Genomic DNA, 24,880 nt, shown 5'->3' on the forward strand with positions numbered 1-24,880 from the left:
GCGATCTGTGGATAACTCTGGGTTGTGAGGAGGGAGTTTCACCCGCTATAGCGGGGAGAAGTCCCTCCTGACGACTCGCGGATGGTGAGGGCGAACGGGACGTCGATGCGCTCGGCGGGGGCGTCGGGCGTCGCCAGGCGGCGGACGACCAGGCGGACCGCTTCCTCGGCGAGGAAGGGCAGGTCGGGCGCCACTGTGGTGAGCGACGGTGTCGAGTAGCGGCCGTCCTCGATGTCGTCGAAGCCGGCGACGGCGACGTCGTCGGGGACGCGCAGGCCGCGCTCGTGCAGGACCCGCAGCGCGCCCAGCGCCATGAGGTCGTTGAAGCAGAACACGGCGTCGACCGGGCGGCCGCCGTCGAGCAACTCCACCATGGCGCGGGCGCCGCTCTCGCGGTCGAAGTCGACATCGGACACCACGAGGCGGCGGTCGACCGGCAGTCCGGCCGCCCGCAGTGCCGCGCGGTAGCCGCGCGCCCGCAGCCCGCCGGTGCCGGACCCCGACTCCGCACCCACGGCGGCGATGTGCCGCCGGCCCAGCCCGATGAGGTGCTCCGTCACCTGACAGGCGGCGCGGACGTTGTCGACGGCGATGTGGTCGAAGCCGGCGGGGTGGCCGCGCTCGCCGAGCAGCACCATGGGGGTGGACCCGGGGTGCGCGGCGACGTCCTCGGCGGTCATGGCCATGGGGCTGAAGACGACGCCGTCGATGAGCCGGGTGTCCAAGGAGTCCAGCGCCAGCCGCTCGCGCTCGGCCTCGCCGAACGTCTCTTCGATCAGGACCATGAGGCTCTGCTGCTTGGCGACGGCGCCGATCTGTGAGGCCAGCGCGGCGAAGTACGGCGACGTGAGCTCGGGCAGCGCGATGGCCAGGAACCCGGATCGCCCGTGCCGCAGGCTGCGTGCCGATACGTTCGGCCGGTAGCGCAGCTCGGCGACGGCGTCGAGCACCTTCTGGCGGGTCTTCTCGGTGACGTTCGGGTGGTTGTTGATGACGTTCGAGACGGTCTTGAACGACACCCCGGCGAGGTCCGCCACGTCCTTCAGCCGCGTGCCCACGCCTTGCCCCTCTCGTCCGCCCCCGACGACGCCCTCCGAGTGTAGGCAACGCGCCCGCACCCGGCCGACCGATTTTCCCGCGGACCGGACCAGGTCGCCGTCAGCTCTTCCCTTCCTGGTGCTGGCGTCGCACGGCTGGTTCGGAGTCGTCTACTGCATCAGCCAGGACACGCGTGTCTCCTTCTGCCCACCGTTGGTCGTGGAGTCCATCGCTTGTCGGCGCATTACCGCTCGTAGATGGATTGCCCTGCTCACACCCGTGACGCCGAGCTGCATCTGAAGGTCCAGCGTCTTCTCCAATATCCACTCGCCGAATATCTCGGCGTCGATCTTGTTCTTGGGCTCGAAGCCGATGCCGCCGCTGCCGGGCGCCGTGATGAGCAGCCCGTCCTTGGTCTCGCTGACCCCAAGGCGAGTCTCTGCCGGTACTGCGACAGGCGCCCACCATGCCGGGCTCCAAGCACGGAGCTCCAGCGTCGCGGATCGGTCCAATCCGCGGAGCGTCCCGGACATGATGTGGTTCGGCATCATGGCCGTTCGGTCCGCGAGGTGCTCGACGAAAACGCCAACGTGTCCGGAACAGTCGACGCTCGGCTCGCGTCCCATTGGTTCATTCAGGGTCAGTGAGAATCGGGCGCTGAGAATAACCACCGCCGGCACGTCGATAGTGGGAGCGAGCATGCGCAGCAGCTCGGCCCGACTCGCGCTGCGCGTGCCGGTGCCCGAACGATAGGGCACCTCGCGTGTCGCGGTTCCTCCGGACGACTTCACGACGTACGGTGCGCGGTCGGTCTCAAAGGTGAGCACTGTGACCTGCTCGCCGTCCGCCACCGTCACGTTGAAATGGTGGAGCAGCGCCGGCGCCCCGCCATCGAACTGCTTCTCGAGTTGCGCGATCCAGTCGCTGACCTCCACGCCGGGTGGCGCCGCTATGGTCTGCGCCTTCTCGTCGATGCCAATGATCCACGTGATCGGGTCCGGAGTTGCCCGATTGGCCATCGCGGCCAGTTGGCGTGCCTTCCTCACCGGATCTGGCCAGACAGACTTGCACTCGATCAGGTCGTCCTCGACAGCCCCGCTAGTGAGAACCCTGGTGACAGCGTCCTGAACCCTGACCTCGATCTGCGGCTTCGACGGCGGCATACCGCCCATCATGCATCGAGCCCCACTCCTGTCCCATTCGCCACGGCGCGTGACTGCGGTCTTAGGCGGGTGCCCACCAATTTCGCTGCGCCGAGTACTGCCTCCCAACAGAGGCTGAGCCCGTTCCAGGCCAAGAGGATCACCAGGACGTGCAGCCAGCCGGCTCCGCCGCGCTCCAGGAACACTCGGCATACCGAGGCGACGAACAGGCAGCCAACGCCGAGCAGCGCCGAAATCGCCAGACCGATGCTCGCGCGACGTCTCAGCTCGGTTCGGACTCTCCTGGACGGTGATGGCCGGAGGGCGCGCTCGACGGCTGTCCCTAGATTCCTGATCAGTACGAACACGGCGGCACCTCTCAACGGCTCCCGGTGATCGCTGCAGGAGGAGTTGAGAGGACTCCGAAGGCGGAGTGGGTCGCCGGCTCCAGAACGCCGAACGATGAACATGGCTGCAGCGGTTCATAGTCTACGTGGCGCCGCAGCTGGATCACGAGTTGAGTGGATCGAGCCGGTGCTCTGCTGCAGTGCGGGTACTGCCTGGTCGCGTGGACCAGCGCAAGCACGAGCGTCTCGGAGTGCACGGGCCGCGCGGTTGAAATCGATCCGCTCACGATCGGTCGATGGCATCGGCCCAAGGGGTTCGTCACCGTCGACACCGTGCAGGTCGCGGTAAGCCGCCACCACACGCACGGCGTCGGCCCAAGCCCGGCGTGCCGACAGTTCTTGCGGCGGTCTCCCGCATCGGATGAGCCATGGCTCGCCGTCGGCAACTGCGCCACTCACCTTCCCGTCAACCCGTCGCTCCATGAGTCCTTCGAGTTCGCGGAGAACCGCAGCCATCTCATCGGTCATTGCTCCGAAGGCCTTCGGGACGAGCCCAGCGATGAGCCGCTGGTCGCCTCGAGTTGGTGTTCGCACACGGCCACCGCCCGTCAGTCTCTGGACGCGGTAACGGAGCAGCGTCGTGAGGTCGTCGACCCGCTCCAGGCTGCCCGCGAGGACGGCGTTCCGCACGACCGCAGCCGGATCGAAGCCGTTCGCGGTGGCTCGTCGCAACTCTGCTACCAACGATCCGAATGCGTCATCCCGAACCACCTGATCGAGCTTTCTATCGTCGAGCCCGCCGCCGGCAAGGAGTGTCGCGACGTGTTGCGACTCGGCGTGCTGGGCGATGGTCTCGTACTCGGCCGCAAGCTGCGCGATGCTCGTCCACACCTCGTGCTCGGCCCGGATCGTCTCATGGGCCGACAGAGCGCTGGCGCTGTTGCGGAGCACGGCTTGCAGGACTGACCGGGCCGTGGGGTCGTCGCCGGCGCGCTGATGCTCCTCGAGATGTTCCCGATCCGTGGCGACGTAGGCGACATTGCGGTGACGGCCGCGGGTCATGGCGACGTAGAAGGCCTCCCGCGACATGGCCGGTGAGCGGACGATGACGTGGGACGTGTCGACGGTCGCGCCCTGCGCTCGGTGAGCGGTGATGGCGTAGCCGAGGTCGACGTGTTCACCCACATACCAGGAAGGGAGCGTGACGGATCCGCGCCACCTTCCGTCGGCACGACGCACTGTCAGTGCGCCGTCCAGGTGGTTCGTGGTGACGATCCAACGATCGCCGTTCTTCACCCAGCCGGTGCCGACGGAGAGCCTACGGTCGTTCCGCCGCGTGATCACGATGTCGCCGTTGCTCGCCCGGTTGCCGTCAGCGAGCCGAACACCGCCGTCTGCAACCTCCTCGGCGAGGACGCGGTCGTTTCGAGCCCGCGCGTTGAGCGAGCTGACCGTCTCGGCGTCATCGGCGATCAGCATGGTGGATTTGCCTGCCGCCAGGTCGAGGGCCCAAGCACGGTAGGCCGTGTCGAGCATGAGGTCGGACTCACCGCCGGCAACACGTCCGTTTGCCTCGTACCGGCGGATTACGTCGGGCCGGCCCAGACGAAGCTGGAGCGATGCGTTCTTCTCCCATCCCTCGCTGAACCGGCGGACGTCCGTGAGCTCCGGTGCGTCGTCGCAGGATCGAACGAGCAGCCCGAACGCTCCGCTGGTGTCGACGGCGTCCAACTGCGCCCAGTCCCCTACCAACACCAGCTTCGCGCCGGCTGCCACAACATGACCGGCGATCGCGTCGAGCGCGAACGTGCCGGCCAACGATGCCTCGTCGAGCACGACCAGTTGACCGTGTCGGAGCTGCCATCGGCCCCGTTCGAACTCATGGAGCCACTTGGCCGTTGTCTCCGTCGCGATGCCGAGGTCCTCGGCGAGCACATCGGCCGCCGTCGCAGACGGCGCAAGGCCGACCACGCTGCCGGATCCGTGCTCCGCCTCCCACGCGCGCCGCAACCCGCCGAGCGTCGTCGTCTTCCCCGTACCCGCTGGCCCGACGAGGACGTCGACCACACGGCCCGAAGTGGCGATCTGCTCGATCGTGAGCACCTGGTCGCCGGCCAGGACCATGTCGTGGTCGGCGACGGCATCGAGCTCGACCGTCGGAGCCGCACGATTCTCGGCAAGCTGCAGCAGCCGGTCCTCGGCGTCGAGCACGCTGGCCGAGGAGTAGACGGCGCCGTGCTTGGGCCGGAACACGCTCGAGCCGTCAGCGCGCCGGAACATCGCCGGCGTCGCCACCAGTTCCGGCGGTGTCAGCCGCATCGACGCACCCTCGGCAGCGTCGACGACCATGCCGACGACCGTTTCGCGGTCTGCCGTCGCAGCGAAGCGCAGGTGCATCAGCTGACGGGATGCCTCGGCGTAGAGATTCCAACGCCGCCAGGTCGAACGCTTCTGCTCCACCCGTTCGACGACCGCACGCGCCAGCTCGTCGACGACGGCGACCGGAAGGTCGTCGGCGCGCAGAACCGCACGATCGACGCTCGTGGCGACGAGCTCGCGCGCCCAGACCGCCGGATCCGCATCGAGGATTTGTCCGGCGCGATGCCGCCACTCGGCAGTCAGCTCCGCCAGCGAACGGACCTCCTTCTCCGGCCGCGTCTCGAGCGTGGCCCGCTGGCGCAGTTGCAACACCGTCCGTCGCGATGGGCGTCGCCCATGCGTCTGAACGTACTCGGCGATCAGCCGATCCGTCTGAACCTCGATGTCCGCCGCTCGAGCCGAGAACTCGCGGATGAGATCGTCTCCGACACCGACGATCTCCCAGGACGGATTTCGCTTCTCACCCCGGCTGCGCCGCTCCCACCCCATGCCGAGCACTCGGGTCAGGTGATCGGCCAGGACGGCGTTGTAGTGCTCCGACAACGCGACGACCGCAGCATGCATCGGGCGCCCGTCGAGGGTGCGCCAGCGGCCGTCGCGTCCCTGCACTCGGTTCGCGATGACGACGTGGGTGTGCAGCTGCGGATCCGAGGCCCGGGAGTCGTAGTGGTCGAACGCCGTCGCGGCGACACCACGGGACTCGACCTGTGCGACGCCACCGGTTCCAGTACGGGTCATCGCGACGTCGCGCTCGAGCAAGGCAAGTACATCCGCGACCGCGCCATGGTGCGCCTGCAGAATCAGCGCTTGCGTGCCGACGTCGGCGAGTCCCCACAGTACGGACACCGACTTCGGGACCGAGAAGGTGAAGTCGTAGCCGGCCACGGTCCGGGGCCGCGAGCGCGCGGCCTCTTCCGTCTCGATCTGCCGGATGCTCTCTGCACGTTGCTCGAGGGAGAGTTCCGGACCCAGGCGCGCAACTCGGGCAGCGACGCGCACCGCGTGTGGCTTGAACTGGTAGTACGAGCGCCCTAGGGCGTGTCTCCTTAGTTCGGGCGTGGCGGGCTGGTTTGCTGCGGGTATGTCTCGTGAGCGAGTTCTCAGTGATGCTCAGTGGGAGCGGATCGCGGCGTTGATGCCCTCGAGCGATGGGGTGAAGTCGCGGCCGTTCCGTGATCACCGGCAGGTGGTCGAGGGGGTGATCTACCGGTTCCGTACCGGGATCGCGTGGCGTGACCTGCCGGCGGTGTTCGGGCCGTGGCAGACGGTGTGGAAGCGGCACCACCGGTTCTCGGTCGACGGCACCTGGGACAAGATTCATGCCTGCCTGTTGGCCGAGGCTGACGCGGTCGGGGACATCGACTGGATGGTCAGTGTGGACTCGACCATCAACCGGGCCCACCAGCACGCCACTGTCCCGCGTCAGACTTTGTGGCAGGACCCGCTGTTTGCGGGTTTGACCTGTGAAGGAGTCTGATCGTTCATGGCAAGACCGTCGGCCGTGCCGGCCGAGGAGAAGGTTCGGATCGTGTTGTCGATCCTGGCCGGTGAGGTGAGCGTCGCGGAGGCGGCGCGGCGGGCGAAGGTGTCCGAGCAGTCGGTCGGGAACTGGAAGCGGCAGTTCCTCGAGGCGGGCAAGACCGGCCTGGTCGCCGGTAGGTCGGGTCCGTCGACCCGCGAGCAGCAGCTCGAGGCCGAGGTCGCCGACCTGACCCAGGCGCTCGGCGAGGCGCACCTGGAGGCCCGGGTGTGGAAGAAGTCCGCGGAGGGCCGGGTGGGCCCTTCGAGGACCTCGAGGTGATCCGCGTCGAGGCGGGCATGCCGACCACGAGGTTCTGCACCGTGATTGGCGTGCCCGAGCGCACCTGGCGGCGCTGGCAGTCCCGCGCCCGAGCCGGGGCTCAGGTCCGCGGCCCGTGGCCGCGTCCGGCTCGCGAGAACGTGCGTGAGGCCGCCCGGCGGCACGCGTTGGCGCACCCGGCGTGGGGGCATCGCAAGGTCTGGGCCATGGTGCGCCACGACGGGCACCGCGTCTCTCAGGCGACTGTGCTGCGGCTGCTGCGCGACGAGGGCCTGATCCTGCCGGCCGCCTACCAGCGTGAACGCCGCCAGCTCGCCGCCCGCCGCAAGGCCGCGTTCGCTACCGAGCCCACAGGGCCGAACCAGGTCTGGCAGCTCGACTTCAGCGAGTTCGAGACCACGACCGGCGGCACCTGGCGGATCGCCGGCTGCCGAGACTACTGGTCGAAGTACGAGCACCCGTGGCATGTGTCGCCGACGGCGAACCAGCACGACGCGATCGCGGCGATCGAGCTCGCCCTGGCCGACTACGAGACCATGTTCGCTCGCCCGCTGATCGAGGCGTGCGCCCGTGACGAGGCTGGAAACGTCATCCCCGCGGTGACGATCGCGACCGACAACGGCGGCCCGTTCCGGGCGTTCCGGTTCGAGGCGTTCATCACCGCCCACCCCGAGCTGCGGCACGTGCGCACCCGGGTGCGCACGCCCGGGCAGAACGGGTCACGCGAACGCGGCTTCGGCTCGCTGAAGTACGAACGGCTGTTCCTCGAAGAGATCGACGACGTCCTGCACCTGGTTGCCCACGCCGACGCCTACCGCGCCGACTACAACACCGTGCGCCCGCACGAAGCACTCTCCTGGAACCGGCCGATCGAGGTCCACCTCGGCCTCGCCAGCCCCCTGATCCCCAACTTTCCCAGCCCCGAAAACCTGCCGGCAGCTTGACGCGGGACAGACCTGCTCGATGATCGCGTGAGCGCGGTGGGTCTTGTCCGCGGTCACCGTGTCGGCCTGGTCGGGGTTGGTGGTGGTGAAGAAGGCGTGGAAACGCCAGGTGTCGAACAACGTGGCCTGGCCATCGGTCCGGGTGGGGTTGAGGTCGGGGATGCGGCGGACTACGAGCCGTCCGGGCACCTGCTCGGACTTGGGCTTCTTCGTGAACGCGGTGAACTCGATCTCGGCGACCTCGGCTTGTGAGATCCAGGTCTGGGTGTGTTCGTCGAAGACGGCGTCGGTGTACTCGATCGGGGTCCACGCATCGTCACCGATCGCGGCGATGGCGGCCTTGACCTTGGGGTTGGCCCGGACAGTGACCGAGACGTCGGCACCGGCGCGCAGCGCGGCACCGATGGTGGCGTGGGTGTAGAACGCGGAGTCCGCCCGCACCAAGGGTTTGGCCGCTGGCTGGGTGGACGTGAGGTTGCTGACGGTCTTCAACGCGTCGGCGACCAACCGGGCCGCGCCCCGCGCCGAACCACACGACCCCTTCCGCAGCCGCTGGGCCACGACCACCGGCGCGGACTCCGCGGTGCTGAGAGTGGCGAGCAGCGCGTTGAGTCCGCGCACGCCGGAGTAGCCGTAGCCCGAGCCCTGCTTGGCGTAGCCGTGGACCTCGATGATGGTGTCGTCGATGTCCACCAGCACCCGCCCAGGCACATCCGGTCCGGCTGACTGAGCGATCAACGGGGCCCGGGTCGCCAGCCGGGTCAGGAACCTCGACGCGACCGCGTCGAGCTGGCGGACGTGGCCGAAGGTGAACGCCCGCAGGAACGACCCCAACGTCGAGGGCGCGTAGGCGTTCTTGAACACCCGGCCCATCCCGCCATGACGCAGCAACGCCAGGTCATCGATGCTGTCCGCACCCGCGACCATCCCGGCCACCAGCGAACAGACCTTCAACCCGGCGTTCGCGCCCTTGTCGGTCGGCACACTCAAGTGTTGCTGGGCCAGCTCGTGCAGGCCAGCGGAGCGAGCCAACGCCAGCGTCGGGACCAGCCCGGACGACGACACCAGATTCCGATCATCGAACACCGCCGACGTCGCCGCGAGTCTATGGCAAAGTTGCATCTACGAGATGCCCTTCTTGAACTGGCGATACGGACCTTAGACAAGTCGTATCTTCCCAGCTCAGAAGGGCATTCTCACGCCCCCACGCCCAACCACCACACTCAACCATCGGTGGATCGAGGCTAAGGCGTCGTCTCCCCCATTCGTGGGCGTCATGTTCATCCTCCCTTCCGCGCCATGAGCACGGCGGATGGAGGACACCTCTGTGGGTTATGCAGAAAAGCGGAACGGCTACTACCTCGCTCGCTACAAGGTCAGCGGGAAGTCGATCACCGTCAAGAACAGCCGCGGCGAAACGATCCGTTACGGCACCAAGCGGGCCGCGAAGGCTGCTGCCAACGCAGAGGAGGTCAAGGTCCGAGAACGGACCTGGCGCGACCCGGCCGCCGGCCTGCTTGCGTTCGGAACCTGGGCCAACCGCTGGTATGCCCGGCAGGACCTCGCCCGATCGACGATGCAGAACTACCGGCACCATCTCGAGGAGCACCTCCTGCCGGCCTTCGAGAACACGCCCCTCGCCGACATCTTCGGTGCCGACGTCGACGCCTGGGAGCGAGATGAGCGGGCAGCGGGCTACTCCGTGTCATCAGTTCGGACGTGGCGCACGACCCTGTCCACGATCCTGTCCGACGCCGTCGATGAGGGGCTCATCGCCGCCAACCCCGCACTGAAGCAACGTGGAAGGGGCAGGCGGGCGGGACGATCGAGGCACCGGCGGCCCGAGAAGGCGATCACTGACGCGCTGGGCGCCCTCCTCATCGCCGAGCGAGCCGCCATTCTCACAGGCCGCGACGACGAGTTCGTCATGGTCCTCACGACGTACTGGATGGGGCTGCGCTGGGGTGAGGTGGTCGGGTTGGAATCGACGTTCGTGCGGCCACGGGAGATACGCGTGGAGTGGCAGTTATGGGAGGACGACGCCGGAGTCTTCCATCAGCAACCGCCCAAGGACGACTCCTATCGGGACCTCGATCTGCCTCCGTGGCTCGCGCAGCTCATCGGCAGTCACCTCGCGCACACCAAGCCGGAGCCGTGTGCCTGCCACGGCCGGAGATACGTGTTCCGCGCGCAGCGCAGTGCCCATCCGCGAAGGTCGTCGTTCAGCGACTGGATCTTCGACCCGGCGGCAACCGGATGGTTCCCATCGCGGGGGCGCCGGCTTCCGAAGCGTCCGGTCTCGATCGCGGCGGATCCGTGGCCCGGCCGGGTCCTCCGCGGCCGGGGTAACGCCGAAAGGGCGACCGCCTGCTGGACGCCGATCGCCCCCATGCTCACCCCGCACGGCCTGAGGCACAGCCACAAGACGCTGATGATCGAGCTCCGGACGCCGGAGATCCTCTCCCACGAGCGGCTCGGTCACGAGCTCGGTGGGATCGGAGGGCGATACTCGCACGTCACGAGCGCCATGCGTCAGGAACTGATCGAGACCCTCACCGAGCAGTGGTTCGCCGCACTCGACGAGCGCCTCGCGATGCACCCGCGCTCCCCCGTCCAGGCCCTTGACCAATTGCTGAGCGAGCGGAGTGGTAGCAGGCAGCCGCCCGCCCCAAGACCGGTGATGCTGCCTCCTGATGCATCCGACGGCACACCAAGCCTGCGGGCCAAGGCGCCCCGGCAGACCGGGCACGTTGACAGGCGCAGTGCGGGGGCAGTGGCCGACGTCACGAGATCGTTATCGAGGCTTCCCGGGCCACGCCGGAGATGAGAATCTCAAGATCGTCCCACAGGTGGCCCACAGAACAAGATCGAGGGCTTGGCTGTGATGATCGAGATGGGGGCTGACCTGGGTGGGCGATACTGGGATCGAACCAGTGACCTCTTCGGTGTGAACGAAGCGCTCTCCCGCTGAGCTAATCGCCCGGGCGCGACCTGAACCATACCGCACCCCCGGCCCCAGCAGAAACCACCGCCAGAGTTTCGCGTTGCGCGATGTCCGGAATGGGCTGACACTACTGGCCATGACCGCGTCGACCATCTCCTACCCCTTGGCTCTGCGCCTGCTCGACGAGGGCGACGCGGAGCGGTACATCCAGGCGGAGCTGCGCTACTCCGCGGCCGACCCGCTGGCGGTCACGGCGGTGTTCGACACCACAGCGCGCGAGCCGGTGCCGTGGGTGTTCGCCCGCGATCTGCTGAGTGCGGGGCTCGACCAACCCAGCGGCAAGGGCGACATCAACATCTGGCCGGCGCTCGACTCGCACGGCATGCCGACGGTCCGGATCCGGTTGCGCTCACCCGAGGGCGATGCCGTCCTGGAGGCGCCGTCGAGCGCCGTCGAGGACTTCCTGATCCAGACGTGGACGCTGGTGCCCACGGGCATCGAGGGGCGGCTGCTCAGCATCGACGCCGTCCTCGACTCCCTACTGGACCGTACCTGACCCCACCACGTTCCACGTCGCTGTTGTGCCCTGCGCACCGGTCGATTACGGTCATCTCCACTTGAGACCCCGGAATCCGAGGTAAGGGCAGGCACGTGACCTTCAGCCACGACACCGAACACGCTCTCGAGGCTGTCGTCGACCTGGTGAACAGCGATCCCAACGCCGGCGGCGCCGAGGGCCTGCCCGACGTCGGCGCGCTGCGGGCGTTCATCGATCTCTACAAGATCAGCGACCTGCCCACGGTCACCGAGGCCGACCTGCAGGCGGTCCGGGCGCTGCGCCCGCGGCTGCGCGAGGTCTTCGAGGCCAGCGACACCGCGACGGCCGCCGACCTGGTGAACGACCTCCTCACCGGCTCGCGGGTCTGCCCGCGACTGACGAACCACGACGGCTACGACTGGCACATCCACTACTTCGCGCCCGGTTCCGCGCCGGCCGAGCACCTGCTCATCGACGCGGGCATGGCGCTGTCGTTCGTGGTGGTCGCGGGCGAGCAGGAGCGGCTGCAGGTCTGCTCCGCGCCGGACTGCTCGCGCGTGCTGGTCGACCTCTCGCGCAACCGCTCCAAGCGCTACTGCGACAGCCGCACCTGCGGCAACCGTCTGCACGTCGCTGCCTATCGTGAGCGGCAGCGCGCCGCCGCCGTCTGATCCATCCTGATCGACGACGGCGTCAGCTCACCGTCCGCGGGGGGTCAGGGCTCGGGGTCGGCCGCTGCGCGCTCGGCGAACGTCGCCGCCGCGCGCGCCGTCACCGGGCCAGGAGCCGCCAGCTCACGCCGTCTGCCGTCGTCCCACACGACCGCCGTGACCGCCTGCACGTCGCGGGTCGTGGAGGTGAGGAAGATCTCTTCGGCGGTCTCGAGGACGCTGAGGTCGACGTCGGCCTGGGCGGCGCCGCACCACTCGACGACGAGGCCGCGGGTGACCCCGGCGAGGCAGCCGGTCGCCGTCGTCGGGGTGATCAGCTTGCCGCCGACCACGACGAACACGTTGCTGCCGGTGCCCTCGCAGAGCCGCCCGCGCGTGTCGGCGCACAGCGCCTCGGTGGCGCCCAGCTCGGCCGCCCGGGCCAGCGCGACGACGTTCTCCGCATACGAGGTGGTCTTCAGGCCCGCCAGGGCGCCGCGCTCGTTGCGCGGCCAGGGCGCCACGGACACCGTCGTCGTCGGGGGCTGCGGGGCGGCCGGCGCGATCGCGATGATCAGCGTGGGCCCGGAGTCGCCGCGCCCGGAGCCCATGGGCGCGATGCCGCCGGTGTAGGTGATGCGCAGCCGGTGGATGCCGGGGCCGGTCCCCTGGCCCGCGACCTGCTCGCACGCCTTGGCGAGCTCGACGCCGTCGGGCACGGGCAGCCCCAGCCCGGCGGCCGAGCGGCCCAGCCTGGCGAGGTGCCGGCCCAGCGCGAAGGACACGCCGTCGACGACCTTGACGGTCTCGAAGACGCCGTCGCCCACCGTGAGGCCGTGGTCGAAGACGCTGACGGTCGCCTGGGACTCGTCGAGCAGCTCACCGTTCACCCATGTCAGCACGAGGCCAAGCCTACGAGGCGCTCCGCCTTTAGCTCCGTCTCGGCCCACTCGCGTTCCGGGTCCGAGCCCCAGGTGATGCCCGCGCCGGTCCCGAACCGCAGCACGCCGTCGCGCGCCCAGAACGTGCGGATGCCGACGGCCAGCTCGCCCTCGCCCGTGTCGGCGTCGACCCAGCCGACGGCGCCGCAGTACGGCCCGCGCGGGACCGGCTCGAGCTCCTCGATGGCGCGCAGGGCGGTCGACTTCGGCGCGCCGGAGACCGAGCCGGGCGGGAACGTCGCCTCGAACAGGTCCCTCCAGCCCGTGCCGGGCCGGAGCCGGCCGCTCACCGTCGACACCAGGTGGACGAGGCCGGGATGCTTCTCGACGCTCAGCAGTTCGTCGACGGCGATGCTGCCGGTGACGCAGACCCGCGAGAGGTCGTTGCGGACGAGATCGACGATCATCACGTTCTCGGCGCCGTCCTTCGCCGTCAGGTCGGCCGCCGTCCGCCCCGTCCCCTTGATCGGCGACGACGTGACCCTGTCGCCGTCGCGGCGCAGGAACAGCTCGGGCGAGGCGGAGACGACCTGCAGGTCCGGGAGCGCGACGAGGCCCGCGAACGGCGCGTCGTGGCGCTCACCGAGGATGTTCGCCAGGGGCAGAAGATCATCGGCGTCGTCCGGGAGCGGGGCTTCGAGGACCCGGCAGACGTTGACCTGGTACACCGTCCCGGCGGCGATGCGTTCGCGCACGTCACGGACGGCGGCGATGTAGCCGTCGCGATCCAGCGACGACGTCCAGTCGGTTGCTCGGGGACCGTTCCACGGGTGTTCAGCCCGCGGTAACGGGGCTGCGGTCCACTGGTCGAAGCGGGCGCAGACGACCTCGCCCTCGAACGTGACGACCACTGCCCACCGCCCCGACCCGTCGAGGACCCGCAGGTCGGACGAGGTCTCGGCCAGGCCCGCGGCCAGCATGCCCCCAAGATGCGCCAGGGGTCTCGGCGGCACGTCCACAACACGCGACGCTATCGCGTTTGGCGAGGGCGGCTCGGATGGGTTAATGTTTCACCCGCACCGCGGTTCCGGGAAACCGGCGCGATGCAGTGCGGACGTAGCGCAGTTGGTAGCGCATCACCTTGCCAAGGTGAGGGTCGCGGGTTCGAGTCCCGTCGTCCGCTCGGAGCGGGGCTTTAGCCCTCATCACGGTGGAGTGGCCGAGAGGCGAGGCAACGGCCTGCAAAGCCGTCTACACGGGTTCAAATCCCGTCTCCACCTCGGTACGAAGACTCGGGCGATTAGCTCAGCGGGAGAGCGCTTCCCTGACACGGAAGAGGTCACTGGTTCAATCCCAGTATCGCCCACCAGTCATGATCGGCCCTGCCGCCTGCTTGCGGCAGGGCCTTTCGCATTCCCGGGTCGTGCGACCACGGCGGGCTATGCTGCCGCACCATGCCGAGGGTTCACCGGTTCCAGAGCGCAGTTCCGAACCGGAGGGGGACGTTTCCCGGCGTCTTCGCCCTCGCCAACGGTCTGGCGACACACGGCATGCTCACCGCCGACGACCACGCGTGGCTGAAGACGGCGAACCGCCGGTCGTACGAACTGCACAGCGACCCGTCGACCACCGACCCCGCCTGCTACAGCCCGGACGTCAACCCCGGTGCGCGAGACTGGGTCCTTCAGCCGGAGGCGCCTGAGTCATCAAGTTCCATGATCATCAAGGATCGCTGGTGTCCTGACGCCGTCGATCCTTGATGATCATCGAAGTGGTGCCGAGGCCGGACGGGCAACGCCGCCCGTCAGATCCGCTTGTCGACGACGATCCAGTTCGTCTCCCAGGTCTCGCCGCCGTCGTCGGAGAATGCCTGCTCGAAGCGCGCCTTGTCCGGTCCCTGCCGGATGATGCGGAAGCGCACCTCGATCGGGCGACCGTCGAGCTGGTCGGAGCCGTAGAACTCGCCCACGCCGTCGCGGAAGCCGCCGTACACGGCCGGCGTGAGCAGACCGTCGCGCATGTTGACGAAGGTCAGGCTCCAGCGGTCGGCCTGGGGCTCGTAGAGCCGCAGGTTGAGCGCCTCGATGCGCCCGGTCGTCCCCCGGACACCCTCGACGTCGAACTCGACGACGTTCGCGCGGCGGTCCATCAGCGGGCGGACGACGCTGGTGCCCTCGAAGGTGAGCCACTGGTCCGCGGACTCCGACAGCGGTTCGGCGAGCACCCGCACGCTCGAGCGCCAGGTGCCGATCTCCCAGTCGAAGCTGCGTTGCCCGTCCGCGACGGCGGCCTCGGCCTGGGACGGGTCCGGTGACGGCGCCGCCTCTCCCGGCGCCGCGCCGGCGGTCAGCGCGAGGAGCGACAGGCACGCGACCAGGATCCGCTTCTGTGGCATGGTGACCTTCGTGTGAGGGTTCATGACCCGAATATCGGAGCGGAGCAGGCCCGTGATCAAGAACGCACTTTCAGGTAACCCCTCGCCGTCGCGCCCCAACCCGATCCCCGGCTGCCCCATGGCCGCGGCCTTCGCCGCGATCGGCGGGAAGTGGAAGCTGACGCTGCTGTACTGGCTCGCCCACGGCGAGTGCCATTTCGCCGGTCTGCGGCGCCGGGGTGCGCCGATCACTCCGAAGGTGCTGGCCGAGCAGCTGCGCGAGCTCGAGGCCGACGGGCTCGTCGAGCGGGTCGAGACGGGGCCAGTCCCGGCTCCGGTCATCTATCGGCTGACCCCGTACGGACGGACGGTGCTCCCCGTCGTCGAGCACGTCCGGGCCTGGGGCGAGGCGCACCTCGAACACACCCACGCCGAGACCGTTCCCGGCGAGGCCATGAGCTGCGCCGCCGCGATCGCCTAAGAGCGTTCCAGCCCGGCGATCCGCCACGTCAGACCGCCGCCCGCGAACGTCTGCCGCAGCCCGCGTGACCGCAGCACCGCCAGCATCGCCTCGGGCGGGTGGACGAACGCGCGGTACTCGCGACCCCGCAGCCGCATCATCAGGTTCGTCAGCCCGACGAACACCCGCCCGCCGACATGCCGCGGCGGGTGGCTGAACACGACCAGCCGCCCGGCGTGGTCGGCGACGGCGGCGAGCAGGCGCTCGTAGTCGGGGTAGCAGCAGACCACCCGGTGCAGGACGACGACGTCAGCGGCGGCCACCCCCGCGGGGTCGGCCGCGATGTCGTGCAGCCGCCGCGTCATCCGGCCGGTCAGACCCGCCTCGGCCGCCAGCCGCATGGCCTCCGCTTCGTACGACGGCGACAGCTCCAGCCCCGTCGTCGACGCCGCGCCGCGCTTGAGCAGCTCGAGCTGGATCTCGCCCACCCCGCCGCCGACCTCGAGCACCGTCGCGCCCTCGATCCCCCGCGACTCCAGGAAGGCGACCATCCGCGCCGCCGTCTTGTCCAGGCCGCGTGACCGGTACCTCCGCGCCGCGTGCCGCGCGAAACCCGGCGAGAACATCCGGTCGCAACCCCGCGGGTCGCAACACCCCCCGCCACTCACAGGGTCACCACCCGCCGGCTGTCGGCGCCGGTCCCGTACTCCGGGTCCCGCCCCCGGATGTGCACCGAGTGCTCCGTCACGCGCGCCCGCCAGAGCCGCAAGCGCTCCGGCGGGTAGAGCCACTCGACGGGGAACGGCTCCGGCCGCTCCGGGAACCGCGACCGGCACGCGATCGGAGCCGCCGCCGCGAGCTCGTCGTCGGGGACCCGCTCGGCCACTGCGAGCAGATAGACGGCGCGGACGTCGCTCCCGACCGGCTGGGTGGAGTCGTAGATCGCCATGCTCACGTTCGGCTGGCGTCCGATGTTCAGCGAGTGGTGCGCCTCGGGCACCGACATCCAGTAGAAGGTGTCGTAGCCGTCGGGCGCGTAGTAGACCGGCGACACCCGCGCCCGGCCGTCGGGGTCGACGGTGCCCAGGCTCATGTACCGCGTGGTGTCGATGACCTGGCGAGCGGTGTCCTCGAGCGTCATGGCGTCCTCGCAACAGTGCGTGCATGCCCGCCCGGTCATCCTTCCCGACGGCGTCAGCCCGCGGCAACCGTCTCCGCCCACGGCACGGCGAGCGACGGCGTCAGCGGCGGTGCCGCCGGGCCTCCAGCTCGGCGACGACGGCGCGCCGGTCACCCGCGCGCCGGGCCTCGCCCCGCGCCGCCTCGCGCCGCAGTTTGCGCCACCGCGCGAGCCGGTCCTCGTCGAGCTCTCCGTCGGCGACGGCGAGCAGCACGGCGCAGCCGGGCTCGGCGACGTGGCCGCAGTCGCGGAACCGGCATCGTCGCGCCAACGTCTCGACGTCCGCGAACGCGCCCGCGACGGCGGCGTCGTCAGCCACCAGCCCGACCGCGCGCAGCCCCGGCGTGTCGATGAGCACCCCGCGCCCGGGCAGGACGACGAGCTCGCGATGCGTCGTCGTGTGCCGGCCGCGGCCGTCGCGGGCCCGCACGGACCCCGTCGGCATGACGTCGACCCCCGCGATCAGGTTGGTGAGCGTCGACTTGCCCGCACCCGACGGTCCCACGAGCGCCAGCGTCCGGCCGTTGCGCACGAGGGCGCCCAGCTCGTCGACGCCGTTGCCGCGCACCGAGCTGACCAGCATGATCTCGACTCCGGGCGCGACCTCGGCGACCTCGTCGCGCATGCCGAGCGGGTCGGGGACGAGGTCGGACTTCGTCAGGACGATCACCGGCTGCGCGCCGCTCCCCCACGCCAGGACCAGCAGCCGCTCGATGCGCCCGAGGTCGGGGTCGGGATCGAGGTGCTCGACGATGACCACCACGTCGACGTTCGCCGCGACGACCTGCCCCTCCGAGGTCCGGTCGGCGCTGTCGCGCACGATCGCCGTCCGCCGCGGCAGCAGCGCCTCGAGCGTGACCCGGTCGTCCGGCCAGTCGCGGACGGCGGTCCAGTCGCCGACGGCGGGCAGCGCCATGCGGTCGTCGGCGACGGCGCGCAGCACCTCGCCGCCGAACGAGGCCCGGACGGCCCCCATGCCGCCGGCCAGGTCGGCCGAGCCGCGGTCGACGCGGCACACCCGGGCGAGCCGGTGGGCGCCCCGGTACGGGTGGAAGGCCCGGCCTATCTCCGGCGTCCAGCCGAGGTCGAGCAGGCGTTGCTGGGAAGCAGACATGTGAGACCTTCTTCTGTGCGGCCTCACGCGCGACGGTGTCAGCCGCGGCGTGCTGGCCTGAGGGTACGGGAGAGAACGGATCCGAACACGGTCATGGCCGCTCACCTCCTCGGTTGTCCACCGGCCAACGCTGCTGCCGAGGTTATCCACAGGTGGCCGATTCGGGCCAGCGAATAACCGGCGGGCCGGTCTACGGTGGGGGCGTGGGAGCGACACACGAGGTCACCAACCAGCCACCGCCGCTGTCGGGCTACGACGTGTTCGGCGCCGACGCCGCGCTCGTCGAGGCGTTCTCGCGCTACGGGAACGCCTCCGACCGCGTCGAGCTGGAGTCGCTGGGCCGGTTGGCGGGCTCGGCCGAGGCGCAGCGGTGGGCGCGCGAGGCCGACACCCACCACCCGGCGCTGCGCACCCACGACCGCTACGGCCATCGCGTCGACGAGGTCGACTTCCACCCGTCGTGGCACCGGCTCATGGCGACCGCCGTCGATCATCGCCTGCACGCCGGACCCTGGGTCGACCTTCCGGGGCGCGCGCATGCGACCCGGGCCGCGAAGTTCCTGGTGTGGAGCCAGGTCGAGGCCGCCCACCTGTGTCCCGTCTCCATGACCTACGCCGCCGTTCCCGCCCTGCGCACCGACCCCGCCATCAGCGAGGTCTGGGAGGGGCGGCTCAGTGCGTTCTACGACCCCGTCCTGCGCCCGCCTGCCGAGAAGGAGGGCTGCCTCGCCGGCATGGCGATGACGGAGAAGCAGGGCGGCTCCGACGTGCGCGCCAACACGACGCGAGCCGACCCCGTCGACGGCTGGTATCGGCTGACGGGGCACAAGTGGTTCTGCTCCGCGCCCATGAACGACGTGTTCCTGGTGCTCGCCCAGGCGCCGGGCGGGCTGACCTGCTTCGTCCTCCCCCGCATCCTCGACGACGGTGCCCGCAACGGCCTGCGACTGCAGCGGCTGAAGGACAAGCTGGGCAACCGCGCCAACGCCTCTGCGGAGGTCGAGTTCGACGGCGCGTTGGCGCAGCGGCTGGGCGCCGAGGGCCGCGGCGTCGCGACGATCATCGAGATGGTCGCCGCCACCCGGCTCGACTGCGTGCTCGGGTCGGCCTCACTGCTGCGCCGGGCCGTCGCCGAGGCGACCTGGCACGCCGCGCACCGGTCCGCGTTCGGCGCCCGGCTGGCCGACTCCGAGCTCATGCGCGCGGTGCTGGCCGACCTCGCGCTGGAGTCCGAGGCGGCGACGGCGCTGGCCATGCGGCTCGCGGCGTCGGTCGACCACGCGGACGATCCTCAGGAGCAGGCGCTGCGGCGCATCGGGCTGCCGCTGGCGAAGTACTGGGTCTGCAAACGCACCCCGGCCGCCGTCGCCGAGGCGCTCGAGTGCCTGGGCGGCAACGGCTACGTCGAGGAGAGCGGGATGCCGCGGCTGTACCGCGAGGCGCCGCTGAACTCGATCTGGGAGGGTGCCGGGAACATCCAGGCGCTCGACCTGCTGCGCGTGCTGGAACGCTCGCCCGAGGTCGCCCTCGCGTGGCGCGCCGAGGTCGAGGCGGCCAAGGGCCAGGACCGCCGCCTCGACGACGCGCTGTCTGCCTTCGACATCGAGGCGGCCGAGCCGGGGCAGGCGCGGGTGCTGGCCGGGCGCATGGCGGTGCTGCTGCAGGCGAGCCTGCTGGTCCGGTACGCGCCGCCCGCCGTCGCCGACGCGTTCTGCACGAGCCGGCTGGACGCGAGGCACGGGGTCTATGGCGCGCTGCCGGCCGGGCTCGACACCGAGGCGATCGTCCGCCGCGCCACCCCGGAGGTGCCGTGATCTGTCCAGCGTGCAGTGACCAGCGGCATCAGGAGTGCCCGGCCCTCTCGAAGGGCCGCTCCTGGTGCGATTGCCAGCATCAGGCGAGTGACCGCCCGGTCGAGCCCGCGACCGGTCACGCGTCGGAATGATCGGTTGGCCGGGTTCGAGGTTCTGCCGGGGTGGTGGGTTGGTTCCCCGTCCCCCTGCTGCCCAGTCTCTTAGCCGCGTGACCGCGCCTCGAGTCCGACGATCGGGCGCTTCGCGCGGAGGGCGGACTTGACCCGCGGTCCCGCGGCCAAGAACCTGGCAGCTATCAGGGGGACGGGGAGACCCTGGGCACACCTCGCCCTTCCGTGCCCGTTTCGTCCCGCTCTAGTGGCCTGTGGACAGCGATGATCATCAACGATCGCGTACATCACGACGATTACCCGAGCCCCAACACGATTGCAGGCGTGTTGAGGCTCGGGTAAGCGTGGTGGGCGGCCCAAGAAACGCGGTCACGAGGCGTCGGGAGGGAGTTCTTCCCGCCATAGCGGGGACAAGTCCCTCCCGACGACCGCAGCCAGGAAGCCACCACCCGCCCGTCGCCAGACTCCCAGCGCAACCACACGAACCCTAGAAACTGACGTTCACGGAGCAGTCGGGGATCTCGTCGATCTGGGCGATCGCCTCGTCGTCCACGAACACGCCCAGCGAACCGGTGCACCCGGAGCTCGACAGCGTCCCGTCGAACTCCGCGCGCACGTCGCGCCCGTCAACGGCCGTCCCCGTGCACGACGCATCGCCCGACAGAGACGTGCCGGAGCGGTTCAGGTCGGTCGAGCAGTCGGGGCCGCTCTCCAGCGTCACCCCCGCGTCGGACAGCTGCCGCGTGACGGCGTCCTCCAACGCCGTCGCGGCGAGGTCGTTCAGGCCTTGGTCGAGCTGTTCGGAGCAGGCGGACAGGGCCAGGACGCCACAGGAGATCAGGACAGCGGGAAGCAGGAATCGTCGCACGGCGGCGACCCTACACAGCCCACATTAAAACCTACTTGATCGCTAGGAAATCTCAGGATGCAAGACACAAGTGCCCAAATCGCGGACAGCCCATTCGCGCCGAACCCCGGGACATGGCACGATGCTCGACATGTTGTCCGTCATTCCTCTGCTGCTGGTGAGTCGGCGTCACGTCGACTACGGCCGCATGGACAGCATGCTCTGTCTGGCGTTCTGACCGCCCCGGACTCATTCAGCCGGGCGCGCGGTCGCGCCGGCGGGCACTCCGGGCACTCCGGACACCCCACACGCCGAAGAACCAGCGCGCACCGTGCGTCCCCGAAACCTCGAGGACTGCACTGCACATGTCTCCCACGCAGACACCGGCCCCCAAGCGCCCCAAGGGCCAGGGGCAGTGGGCCCTCGGCCACCTGGAGCCGCTGAATCCGAACGAGCGGGTCAAGAAGGACGACGACGGCCTCAACGTCCGCAAGCGCATCGAGACGATCTACAGCAAGCGCGGGTTCGCCAGCATCGACCCGCAGGACCTCCGCGGCCGGTTCCGTTGGTGGGGCCTCTACACGCAGCGCCGTCCCGGGATCCCCGGCGGGAAGACCGCCGTCCTCGAGCCGCACGAGCTCGACGACGAGTACTTCATGCTCCGGGTCCGCATCGACGGCGGCGCGCTCAGCCTCGAGCAGCTGCGCACCGTCGCCGAGATCTCGACGACGTACGGGCGCGACACCGCCGACGTCACCGACCGGCAGAACATCCAGCTGCACTGGATCCGCGTCGAGGACATGCCGGTCATCTGGGAGAAGCTCGAGGCCGTCGGCCTGAGCACGACGGAGGCCTGCGGCGACGTCCCGCGTGTCATCCTCGGCTCCCCCGTCGCCGGCATCAGCGCCGCCGAGGTGCTCGACCCGACCTGGGCGATCGACGAGATCCAGCGCCGCTACATCGGCTCCAAGGAGTTCTCGAACCTCCCCCGCAAGTTCAAGTCTGCCATCAGCGGCCTGCCCGACATCGTCCACGAGGCCAACGACATCGCGTTCGTCGGCGTCAACCACCCGGAGCACGGCCCCGGCCTGGACCTGTGGGTCGGCGGCGGCCTGTCGACGAACCCGAAGTTGGCGGTCCGGCTGGGCGCGTGGGTGCCGCTCGACGAGGCGCCCGAGGTCTGGGCCGGCGTCGTCGGCATCTTCCGCGACTACGGCTACCGCCGCCTGCGCCACCGTGCGCGGCTGAAGTTCCTCGTCGACGACTGGGGCACGGAGAAGTTCCGGGAGGTTCTCGAGACCGAGTACCTCGGCCGCAAGCTCATCGACGGCCCGCCGCCGCCCGGGCACGTCGAGCCGATCGACCACGTCGGCGTGCACGAGCAGAAGGACGGCCGGTTCTACGTCGGCGTCGCGCCGCTGGTCGGCCGCGTCTCCGGCTCCATCCTGTCCAAGCTGGCCGACGTCATCGAGGCGCACGGCTCGGGCCGGCTGCGCACCACGCCGCACCAGAAGCTCGTCATCCTCGACGTCGACGGCGACCAGGTCGAGTCGCTGGTCACCGCGCTCGACGCCATCGGGCTGCAGGCCCGGCCGAGCGTGTTCCGTCGCAACACCATGGCCTGCACCGGCCTCGAGTACTGCAAGCTGGCCATCGTCGAGACCAAGCAGCTGGCCGTCGACACCGTCGGCGACCTCGAGCGGCGCCTCGCCGACCTGACCGCCGGCATCGACGTGCCGATCTCGCTGCACATCAACGGCTGCCCGAACTCGTGCGCGCGCATCCAGGTCGCCGACATCGGCCTCAAAGGGCAGATCGTCAAGGGCGAGGAGGGCTTCCAGGTCCACCTCGGCGGCGGCCTCGGCCTCGACGCCGGGTTCGGCCGGAAGCTGCGCGGCCACAAGGTGACGGCGGCCGAGCTGCCGGACTACGTCGAGCGCCTCGTCCGCCGCTTCGTGGACGAGCGCACCGACGGCGAGCGGTTCGCCCAGTGGGTGGCCCGCGCCGACGAAGAAGCACTCCAGTAGAGGGACGGCGAACCAGACATGGCTGAGACCCGGGCCGCGATCATGCACTGCCCGTTCTGTGCGGAGGAGGACCTCCACCCCGTGGAGGAGCCGCACGGCGCGTGGGAGTGCCGGTCCTGTCTGCGGGTCTTCTCGGTGAAACTGCTCGGCCTCTCGACCAGCGGACTCTCGACCAGAAGGAGTGCAGGATGACCCTCTGCCCGACGAACTCCCTCGAGGCTCTCGCGCTGGACGCCGCACGCAACCTGGAGGACGCGCCGGCCGGCGAGATCGTCCGCTGGGCGCACGAGACCTTCGGCGAGCGGTTCGCCATCACCGCCTCCATGGCCGACGGCGTCCTCTCGCACGTCGCGTCGACGGCGGTGCCCGGCATCAAGGTGCTCTTCCTCGACACGGGCTACCACTTCGCCGAGACCATCGGCACCCGCGACGCCGTCGCCGCCACCTACGACGTCGAGGTCGAGACGATCACGCACCCGCTGCGCGTCCCGGAGCACGAGGCCGAGTACGGCAAGCTCTACGAGATCGACTCCGACCTGTGCTGCGCCATCCGCAAGGTCTGGCCGCTGGACCGCGCGCTGAAGCCGTACGACGCCTGGGCCGGCGGCGTCCGCCGCTCCGAGTCGCCCAGCCGCGCCGCCACCCCCGTCGTCGCCTGGGACCCCAAGCGCGGCAAGGTGAAGGTCAACCCGCTGGCCACGTGGACCGACGAGCAGGTCGACGCCTACGTCGAGAAGCACAGCATCCTGGTCAACCCGCTGCGCGAGATCGGCTACCTCTCCATCGGCTGCGAGCCGTGCACCCGTCCCGTCGCGGCGGGCGAGGACGCGCGCGCCGGCCGCTGGGCCGGCTCGTCGAAGACCGAGTGCGGGATCCACCTCTGATGTACCCGCTGCAGCTGGACGTCGCCGGGAAACGGGTCGTCGTGGTCGGCGGCGGACCCGTCGCCGCACGCCGCGCGCGACCCCTCGTCGACGCCGGCGCCGAGGTGCACCTGGTCGCGCCGTACCTGTGCGAGCCGCTGGCCGAGCTGGTCGCGGCCGGCCGGGTCACCTGGTCGCCGCGCGACTACGCCCCCGGCGACCTCGACGGCGCGTGGCTGGCGCACACCGCGACCGGCGACCCACGGGTCGACGACGCCGTCGCGGAAGCCGCCGACGCCCAGCGCACCTGGTGCGTCCGCGCCGACGACGCGGCCCGCTCGGCCGCGTGGACCCCGGCGGTGGCCCGGGTCGGCGATGTGCTGGTCGCGGTGACGGCGGGCGGCGACCCGCGGCGCGCGGTCCGGCTGCGGGGCGCCATCCAGACCGCCCTGGAGACCGGCGAGCTCCCGTTGCGCCGCATCCGGCAGGGGGAACGACGGGGACAGGTCGCCCTCGTGGGCGGCGGCCCAGGGCACCCCGGGCTCATCACGACCCGCGGCCGGCAACTGCTGGCCGAAGCCGACGTCGTCGTGGTCGACCGGCTGGCGCCGCGGGCGCTGCTGGCCGAGCTGGACGACGAGGTCGAGGTCATCGACGTCGGCAAGACGCCCGGCCACCACCCGGTCCCCCAGCACGAGATCAACCGGCTCCTCGTCGAGCACGCGCAGGCAGGCAAGCAGGTCGTCCGGCTCAAGGGCGGCGACCCGTTCGTCCTCGGCCGCGGCGGCGAGGAGGCGGCAGCCTGCCGGGCCGCCGGCGTCCCCGTCGAGGTCGTCCCCGGCGTCACCAGCGCCGTCGCCGTCCCCGCGTCCGCCGGCATCCCCGTCACGCACCGCGGGCTGGCCAAGCAGTTCACCGTCGTCTCCGGGCACGAGGGCCTCGACTGGGCCAACCTCGCCGGCACCGAGGGCACCCTCGTCTTCCTCATGGGCGTCAGCCTGCTCGCCGACACCGCCGCCCAGCTCGTCGCGCACGGCATGGACCCGGACACCCCGGCCGCCGTCGTCGAGGACGGCTTCGGCCCCAGGCAGCGGGTCACGACGGCGCCGCTGTCCGGCATCGCCGCGGCGGCCGAGGCGGCCGGTGCACAGCCGCCCGCCGTCATCGTCGTCGGCGACGTCGCCGCCCTCGCGATCGGCTGACACCACCCCGCACCCACCCCACCGCAGCCTGACGCTGTCGGCCGCGGGCGGGTTCGCGCGCCATTCTCCGCGCGCCATTTCGGATCCAATTCCGCGGTCCGATTCGGCCCTTCACCCGGCCCCGGATTTCGCGACCTTGTGGCAACTGCGAACCCGTGACCGAAGCAGCCGTAACCCGTACTTAACAAACGCTCATGACATGCCCGGATCGGCATGAAGAAGTAG

General features: G+C 70.2%; 22 protein-coding genes, 4 tRNA genes and 2 pseudogenes. 16 read left to right on the plus strand and 12 right to left on the minus strand.

From position 1 onward, the window contains the following. Positions 1-38: 38 nt before the first annotated feature. From HD601_RS26985 to mobF, 3 genes are all read right to left on the minus strand, one after another. Positions 39-1,058, minus strand: coding sequence for a substrate-binding domain-containing protein (locus HD601_RS26985; RefSeq protein WP_184827197.1), 1,020 nt, complete (start codon positions 1,056-1,058; stop codon positions 39-41). Positions 1,059-1,208: 150 nt separating this feature from the next. Continuing rightward, positions 1,209-2,201 (minus strand): hypothetical protein, encoded by a 993-nt coding sequence (locus HD601_RS26990; protein WP_184827198.1) that lies wholly within the window; start codon positions 2,199-2,201, stop codon positions 1,209-1,211. A 461-nt stretch (positions 2,202-2,662) separates the two neighbouring features. Then, positions 2,663-5,905: a MobF family relaxase gene (mobF, locus tag HD601_RS26995; protein ID WP_184827200.1), complete on the minus strand. Its 3,243-nt coding sequence runs from the start codon at positions 5,903-5,905 to the stop codon at positions 2,663-2,665. An 82-nt stretch (positions 5,906-5,987) separates the two neighbouring features. Here mobF and HD601_RS27000 point away from each other — a divergent pair. The 3 genes and pseudogenes from HD601_RS27000 to HD601_RS27010 all read left to right on the plus strand — a co-directional run. Further along, positions 5,988-6,320 (plus strand): annotated as a pseudogene (locus HD601_RS27000) (IS5 family transposase); the annotation flags it as partial. Positions 6,321-6,389: 69 nt separating this feature from the next. Then, entirely contained in the window at positions 6,390-6,707 is a 318-nt protein-coding gene (locus HD601_RS27005; protein WP_184827204.1) for a helix-turn-helix domain-containing protein, read from the plus strand. Continuing rightward, positions 6,704-7,651 (plus strand): integrase core domain-containing protein, encoded by a 948-nt coding sequence (locus HD601_RS27010; protein WP_184827206.1) that lies wholly within the window; start codon positions 6,704-6,706, stop codon positions 7,649-7,651. The genes HD601_RS27005 and HD601_RS27010 overlap by 4 nt, the downstream gene beginning before the upstream one ends. A gap of 9 nt (positions 7,652-7,660) precedes the next feature. On the opposite strand, the pseudogene HD601_RS27015 reads toward HD601_RS27010, so the two are convergent. Further along, positions 7,661-8,773 (minus strand): annotated as a pseudogene (locus tag HD601_RS27015) (IS1380 family transposase); the annotation flags it as partial. Positions 8,774-8,963: 190 nt separating this feature from the next. Between HD601_RS27015 and HD601_RS27020 the strand changes: the two are divergent. Then, the gene (locus HD601_RS27020) at positions 8,964-10,478 is read left to right on the plus strand and encodes a tyrosine-type recombinase/integrase (protein WP_221441341.1); all 1,515 of its coding nucleotides are present in this window, start codon (positions 8,964-8,966) and stop codon (positions 10,476-10,478) included. A gap of 83 nt (positions 10,479-10,561) precedes the next feature. Here HD601_RS27020 and HD601_RS27025 read toward each other — a convergent pair. After that, positions 10,562-10,633, minus strand: a tRNA-Val gene (locus HD601_RS27025). A 98-nt stretch (positions 10,634-10,731) separates the two neighbouring features. On the opposite strand from HD601_RS27025, the gene HD601_RS27030 reads away from it, so the two are divergent. Further along, complete coding sequence (locus tag HD601_RS27030) at positions 10,732-11,151, plus strand: SsgA family sporulation/cell division regulator (protein ID WP_184827208.1); 420 nt, start codon at positions 10,732-10,734, stop codon at positions 11,149-11,151. A gap of 95 nt (positions 11,152-11,246) precedes the next feature. Beyond that, positions 11,247-11,804 carry a CGNR zinc finger domain-containing protein gene (locus HD601_RS27035; protein WP_184827210.1) on the plus strand — a complete coding sequence of 186 codons (558 nt, stop codon included), beginning with the start codon at positions 11,247-11,249 and terminating at the stop codon, positions 11,802-11,804. Between the two features lie 44 nt (positions 11,805-11,848). Here the strand turns inward: HD601_RS27035 and HD601_RS27040 are convergent, their stop codons facing one another. Next, entirely contained in the window at positions 11,849-12,685 is an 837-nt protein-coding gene (locus HD601_RS27040; protein ID WP_184827212.1) for an aminotransferase class IV, read from the minus strand. After that, the gene (locus HD601_RS27045) at positions 12,679-13,644 is read right to left on the minus strand and encodes a chorismate-binding protein (protein ID WP_184827213.1); all 966 of its coding nucleotides are present in this window, start codon (positions 13,642-13,644) and stop codon (positions 12,679-12,681) included. Before HD601_RS27045 ends, HD601_RS27040 begins: the two co-directional genes overlap by 7 nt. A 130-nt stretch (positions 13,645-13,774) precedes the next feature. Between HD601_RS27045 and HD601_RS27050 the strand changes: the two genes are divergently transcribed. The 4 genes from HD601_RS27050 to HD601_RS27065 all read left to right on the plus strand — a co-directional run bounded on the left by HD601_RS27050 (position 13,775) and on the right by HD601_RS27065 (position 14,424). Beyond that, positions 13,775-13,847: transfer RNA gene (locus HD601_RS27050), tRNA-Gly, on the plus strand. A 26-nt stretch (positions 13,848-13,873) separates the two neighbouring features. Continuing rightward, a tRNA-Cys gene (locus HD601_RS27055) sits at positions 13,874-13,944 on the plus strand. Positions 13,945-13,958: 14 nt separating this feature from the next. Next, positions 13,959-14,033: transfer RNA gene (locus HD601_RS27060), tRNA-Val, on the plus strand. Between the two features lie 181 nt (positions 14,034-14,214). Then, a complete protein-coding gene (locus tag HD601_RS27065) occupies positions 14,215-14,424 on the plus strand; it encodes a hypothetical protein (protein WP_184827215.1) in 210 nt (69 codons plus the stop codon). Between the two features lie 44 nt (positions 14,425-14,468). Here HD601_RS27065 and HD601_RS27070 read toward each other — a convergent pair whose 3' ends face one another. Next, the gene (locus tag HD601_RS27070; RefSeq protein WP_221441342.1) at positions 14,469-15,083 is read right to left on the minus strand and encodes a hypothetical protein; all 615 of its coding nucleotides are present in this window, start codon (positions 15,081-15,083) and stop codon (positions 14,469-14,471) included. A 94-nt stretch (positions 15,084-15,177) separates the two neighbouring features. On the opposite strand from HD601_RS27070, the gene HD601_RS27075 reads away from it, so the two are divergent. After that, positions 15,178-15,519: a winged helix-turn-helix transcriptional regulator gene (locus tag HD601_RS27075; RefSeq protein ID WP_184830208.1), complete on the plus strand. Its 342-nt coding sequence runs from the start codon at positions 15,178-15,180 to the stop codon at positions 15,517-15,519. Here HD601_RS27075 and HD601_RS27080 read toward each other — a convergent pair. From HD601_RS27080 to rsgA, 3 genes are all read right to left on the minus strand, one after another. Then, positions 15,516-16,124 carry a methyltransferase domain-containing protein gene (locus HD601_RS27080; protein ID WP_184827217.1) on the minus strand — a complete coding sequence of 203 codons (609 nt, stop codon included), beginning with the start codon at positions 16,122-16,124 and terminating at the stop codon, positions 15,516-15,518. The two genes, HD601_RS27075 and HD601_RS27080, sit on opposite strands and share 4 nt — an antisense overlap. A 38-nt stretch (positions 16,125-16,162) precedes the next feature. After that, on the minus strand, positions 16,163-16,639 hold the full coding sequence (locus HD601_RS27085; protein ID WP_184827219.1) for a pyridoxamine 5'-phosphate oxidase family protein: 477 nt from the start codon (positions 16,637-16,639) through the stop codon (positions 16,163-16,165). 100 nt (positions 16,640-16,739) lie between these two features. Further along, complete coding sequence (gene rsgA, locus HD601_RS27090) at positions 16,740-17,792, minus strand: ribosome small subunit-dependent GTPase A (protein ID WP_221441344.1); 1,053 nt, start codon at positions 17,790-17,792, stop codon at positions 16,740-16,742. Positions 17,793-17,995: 203 nt separating this feature from the next. Between rsgA and HD601_RS27095 the strand changes: the two genes are divergently transcribed. Further along, positions 17,996-19,606 carry an acyl-CoA dehydrogenase family protein gene (locus HD601_RS27095; protein ID WP_184827221.1) on the plus strand — a complete coding sequence of 537 codons (1,611 nt, stop codon included), beginning with the start codon at positions 17,996-17,998 and terminating at the stop codon, positions 19,604-19,606. Between the two features lie 597 nt (positions 19,607-20,203). Here HD601_RS27095 and HD601_RS27100 read toward each other — a convergent pair. Continuing rightward, positions 20,204-20,584 carry an LPS-assembly lipoprotein LptE gene (locus HD601_RS27100; RefSeq protein ID WP_184827223.1) on the minus strand — a complete coding sequence of 127 codons (381 nt, stop codon included), beginning with the start codon at positions 20,582-20,584 and terminating at the stop codon, positions 20,204-20,206. Positions 20,585-20,928: 344 nt separating this feature from the next. On the opposite strand from HD601_RS27100, the gene HD601_RS27105 reads away from it, so the two are divergent. Genes HD601_RS27105 through cobA form a run of 4 tightly spaced genes read left to right on the plus strand, consistent with a single transcriptional unit; the run spans position 20,929 to position 24,655 of the window. Next, on the plus strand, positions 20,929-22,590 hold the full coding sequence (locus HD601_RS27105) for a nitrite/sulfite reductase (RefSeq protein WP_184827225.1): 1,662 nt from the start codon (positions 20,929-20,931) through the stop codon (positions 22,588-22,590). Positions 22,591-22,608: 18 nt separating this feature from the next. Further along, the gene (locus HD601_RS27110) at positions 22,609-22,782 is read left to right on the plus strand and encodes a hypothetical protein (protein ID WP_184827227.1); all 174 of its coding nucleotides are present in this window, start codon (positions 22,609-22,611) and stop codon (positions 22,780-22,782) included. Further along, positions 22,779-23,474, plus strand: a complete 696-nt coding sequence (locus tag HD601_RS27115) for a phosphoadenylyl-sulfate reductase (RefSeq protein ID WP_184827229.1) — start codon at positions 22,779-22,781, stop codon at positions 23,472-23,474. The genes HD601_RS27110 and HD601_RS27115 overlap by 4 nt, the downstream gene beginning before the upstream one ends. Then, the gene (gene cobA / locus HD601_RS27120) at positions 23,474-24,655 is read left to right on the plus strand and encodes a uroporphyrinogen-III C-methyltransferase (protein ID WP_184827231.1); all 1,182 of its coding nucleotides are present in this window, start codon (positions 23,474-23,476) and stop codon (positions 24,653-24,655) included. Before HD601_RS27115 ends, cobA begins: the two co-directional genes overlap by 1 nt. Positions 24,656-24,880: the final 225 nt, after the last annotated feature.

Source organism: Jiangella mangrovi, assembly GCF_014204975.1.
GTDB classification, from domain to species: domain Bacteria; phylum Actinomycetota; class Actinomycetes; order Jiangellales; family Jiangellaceae; genus Jiangella; species Jiangella mangrovi.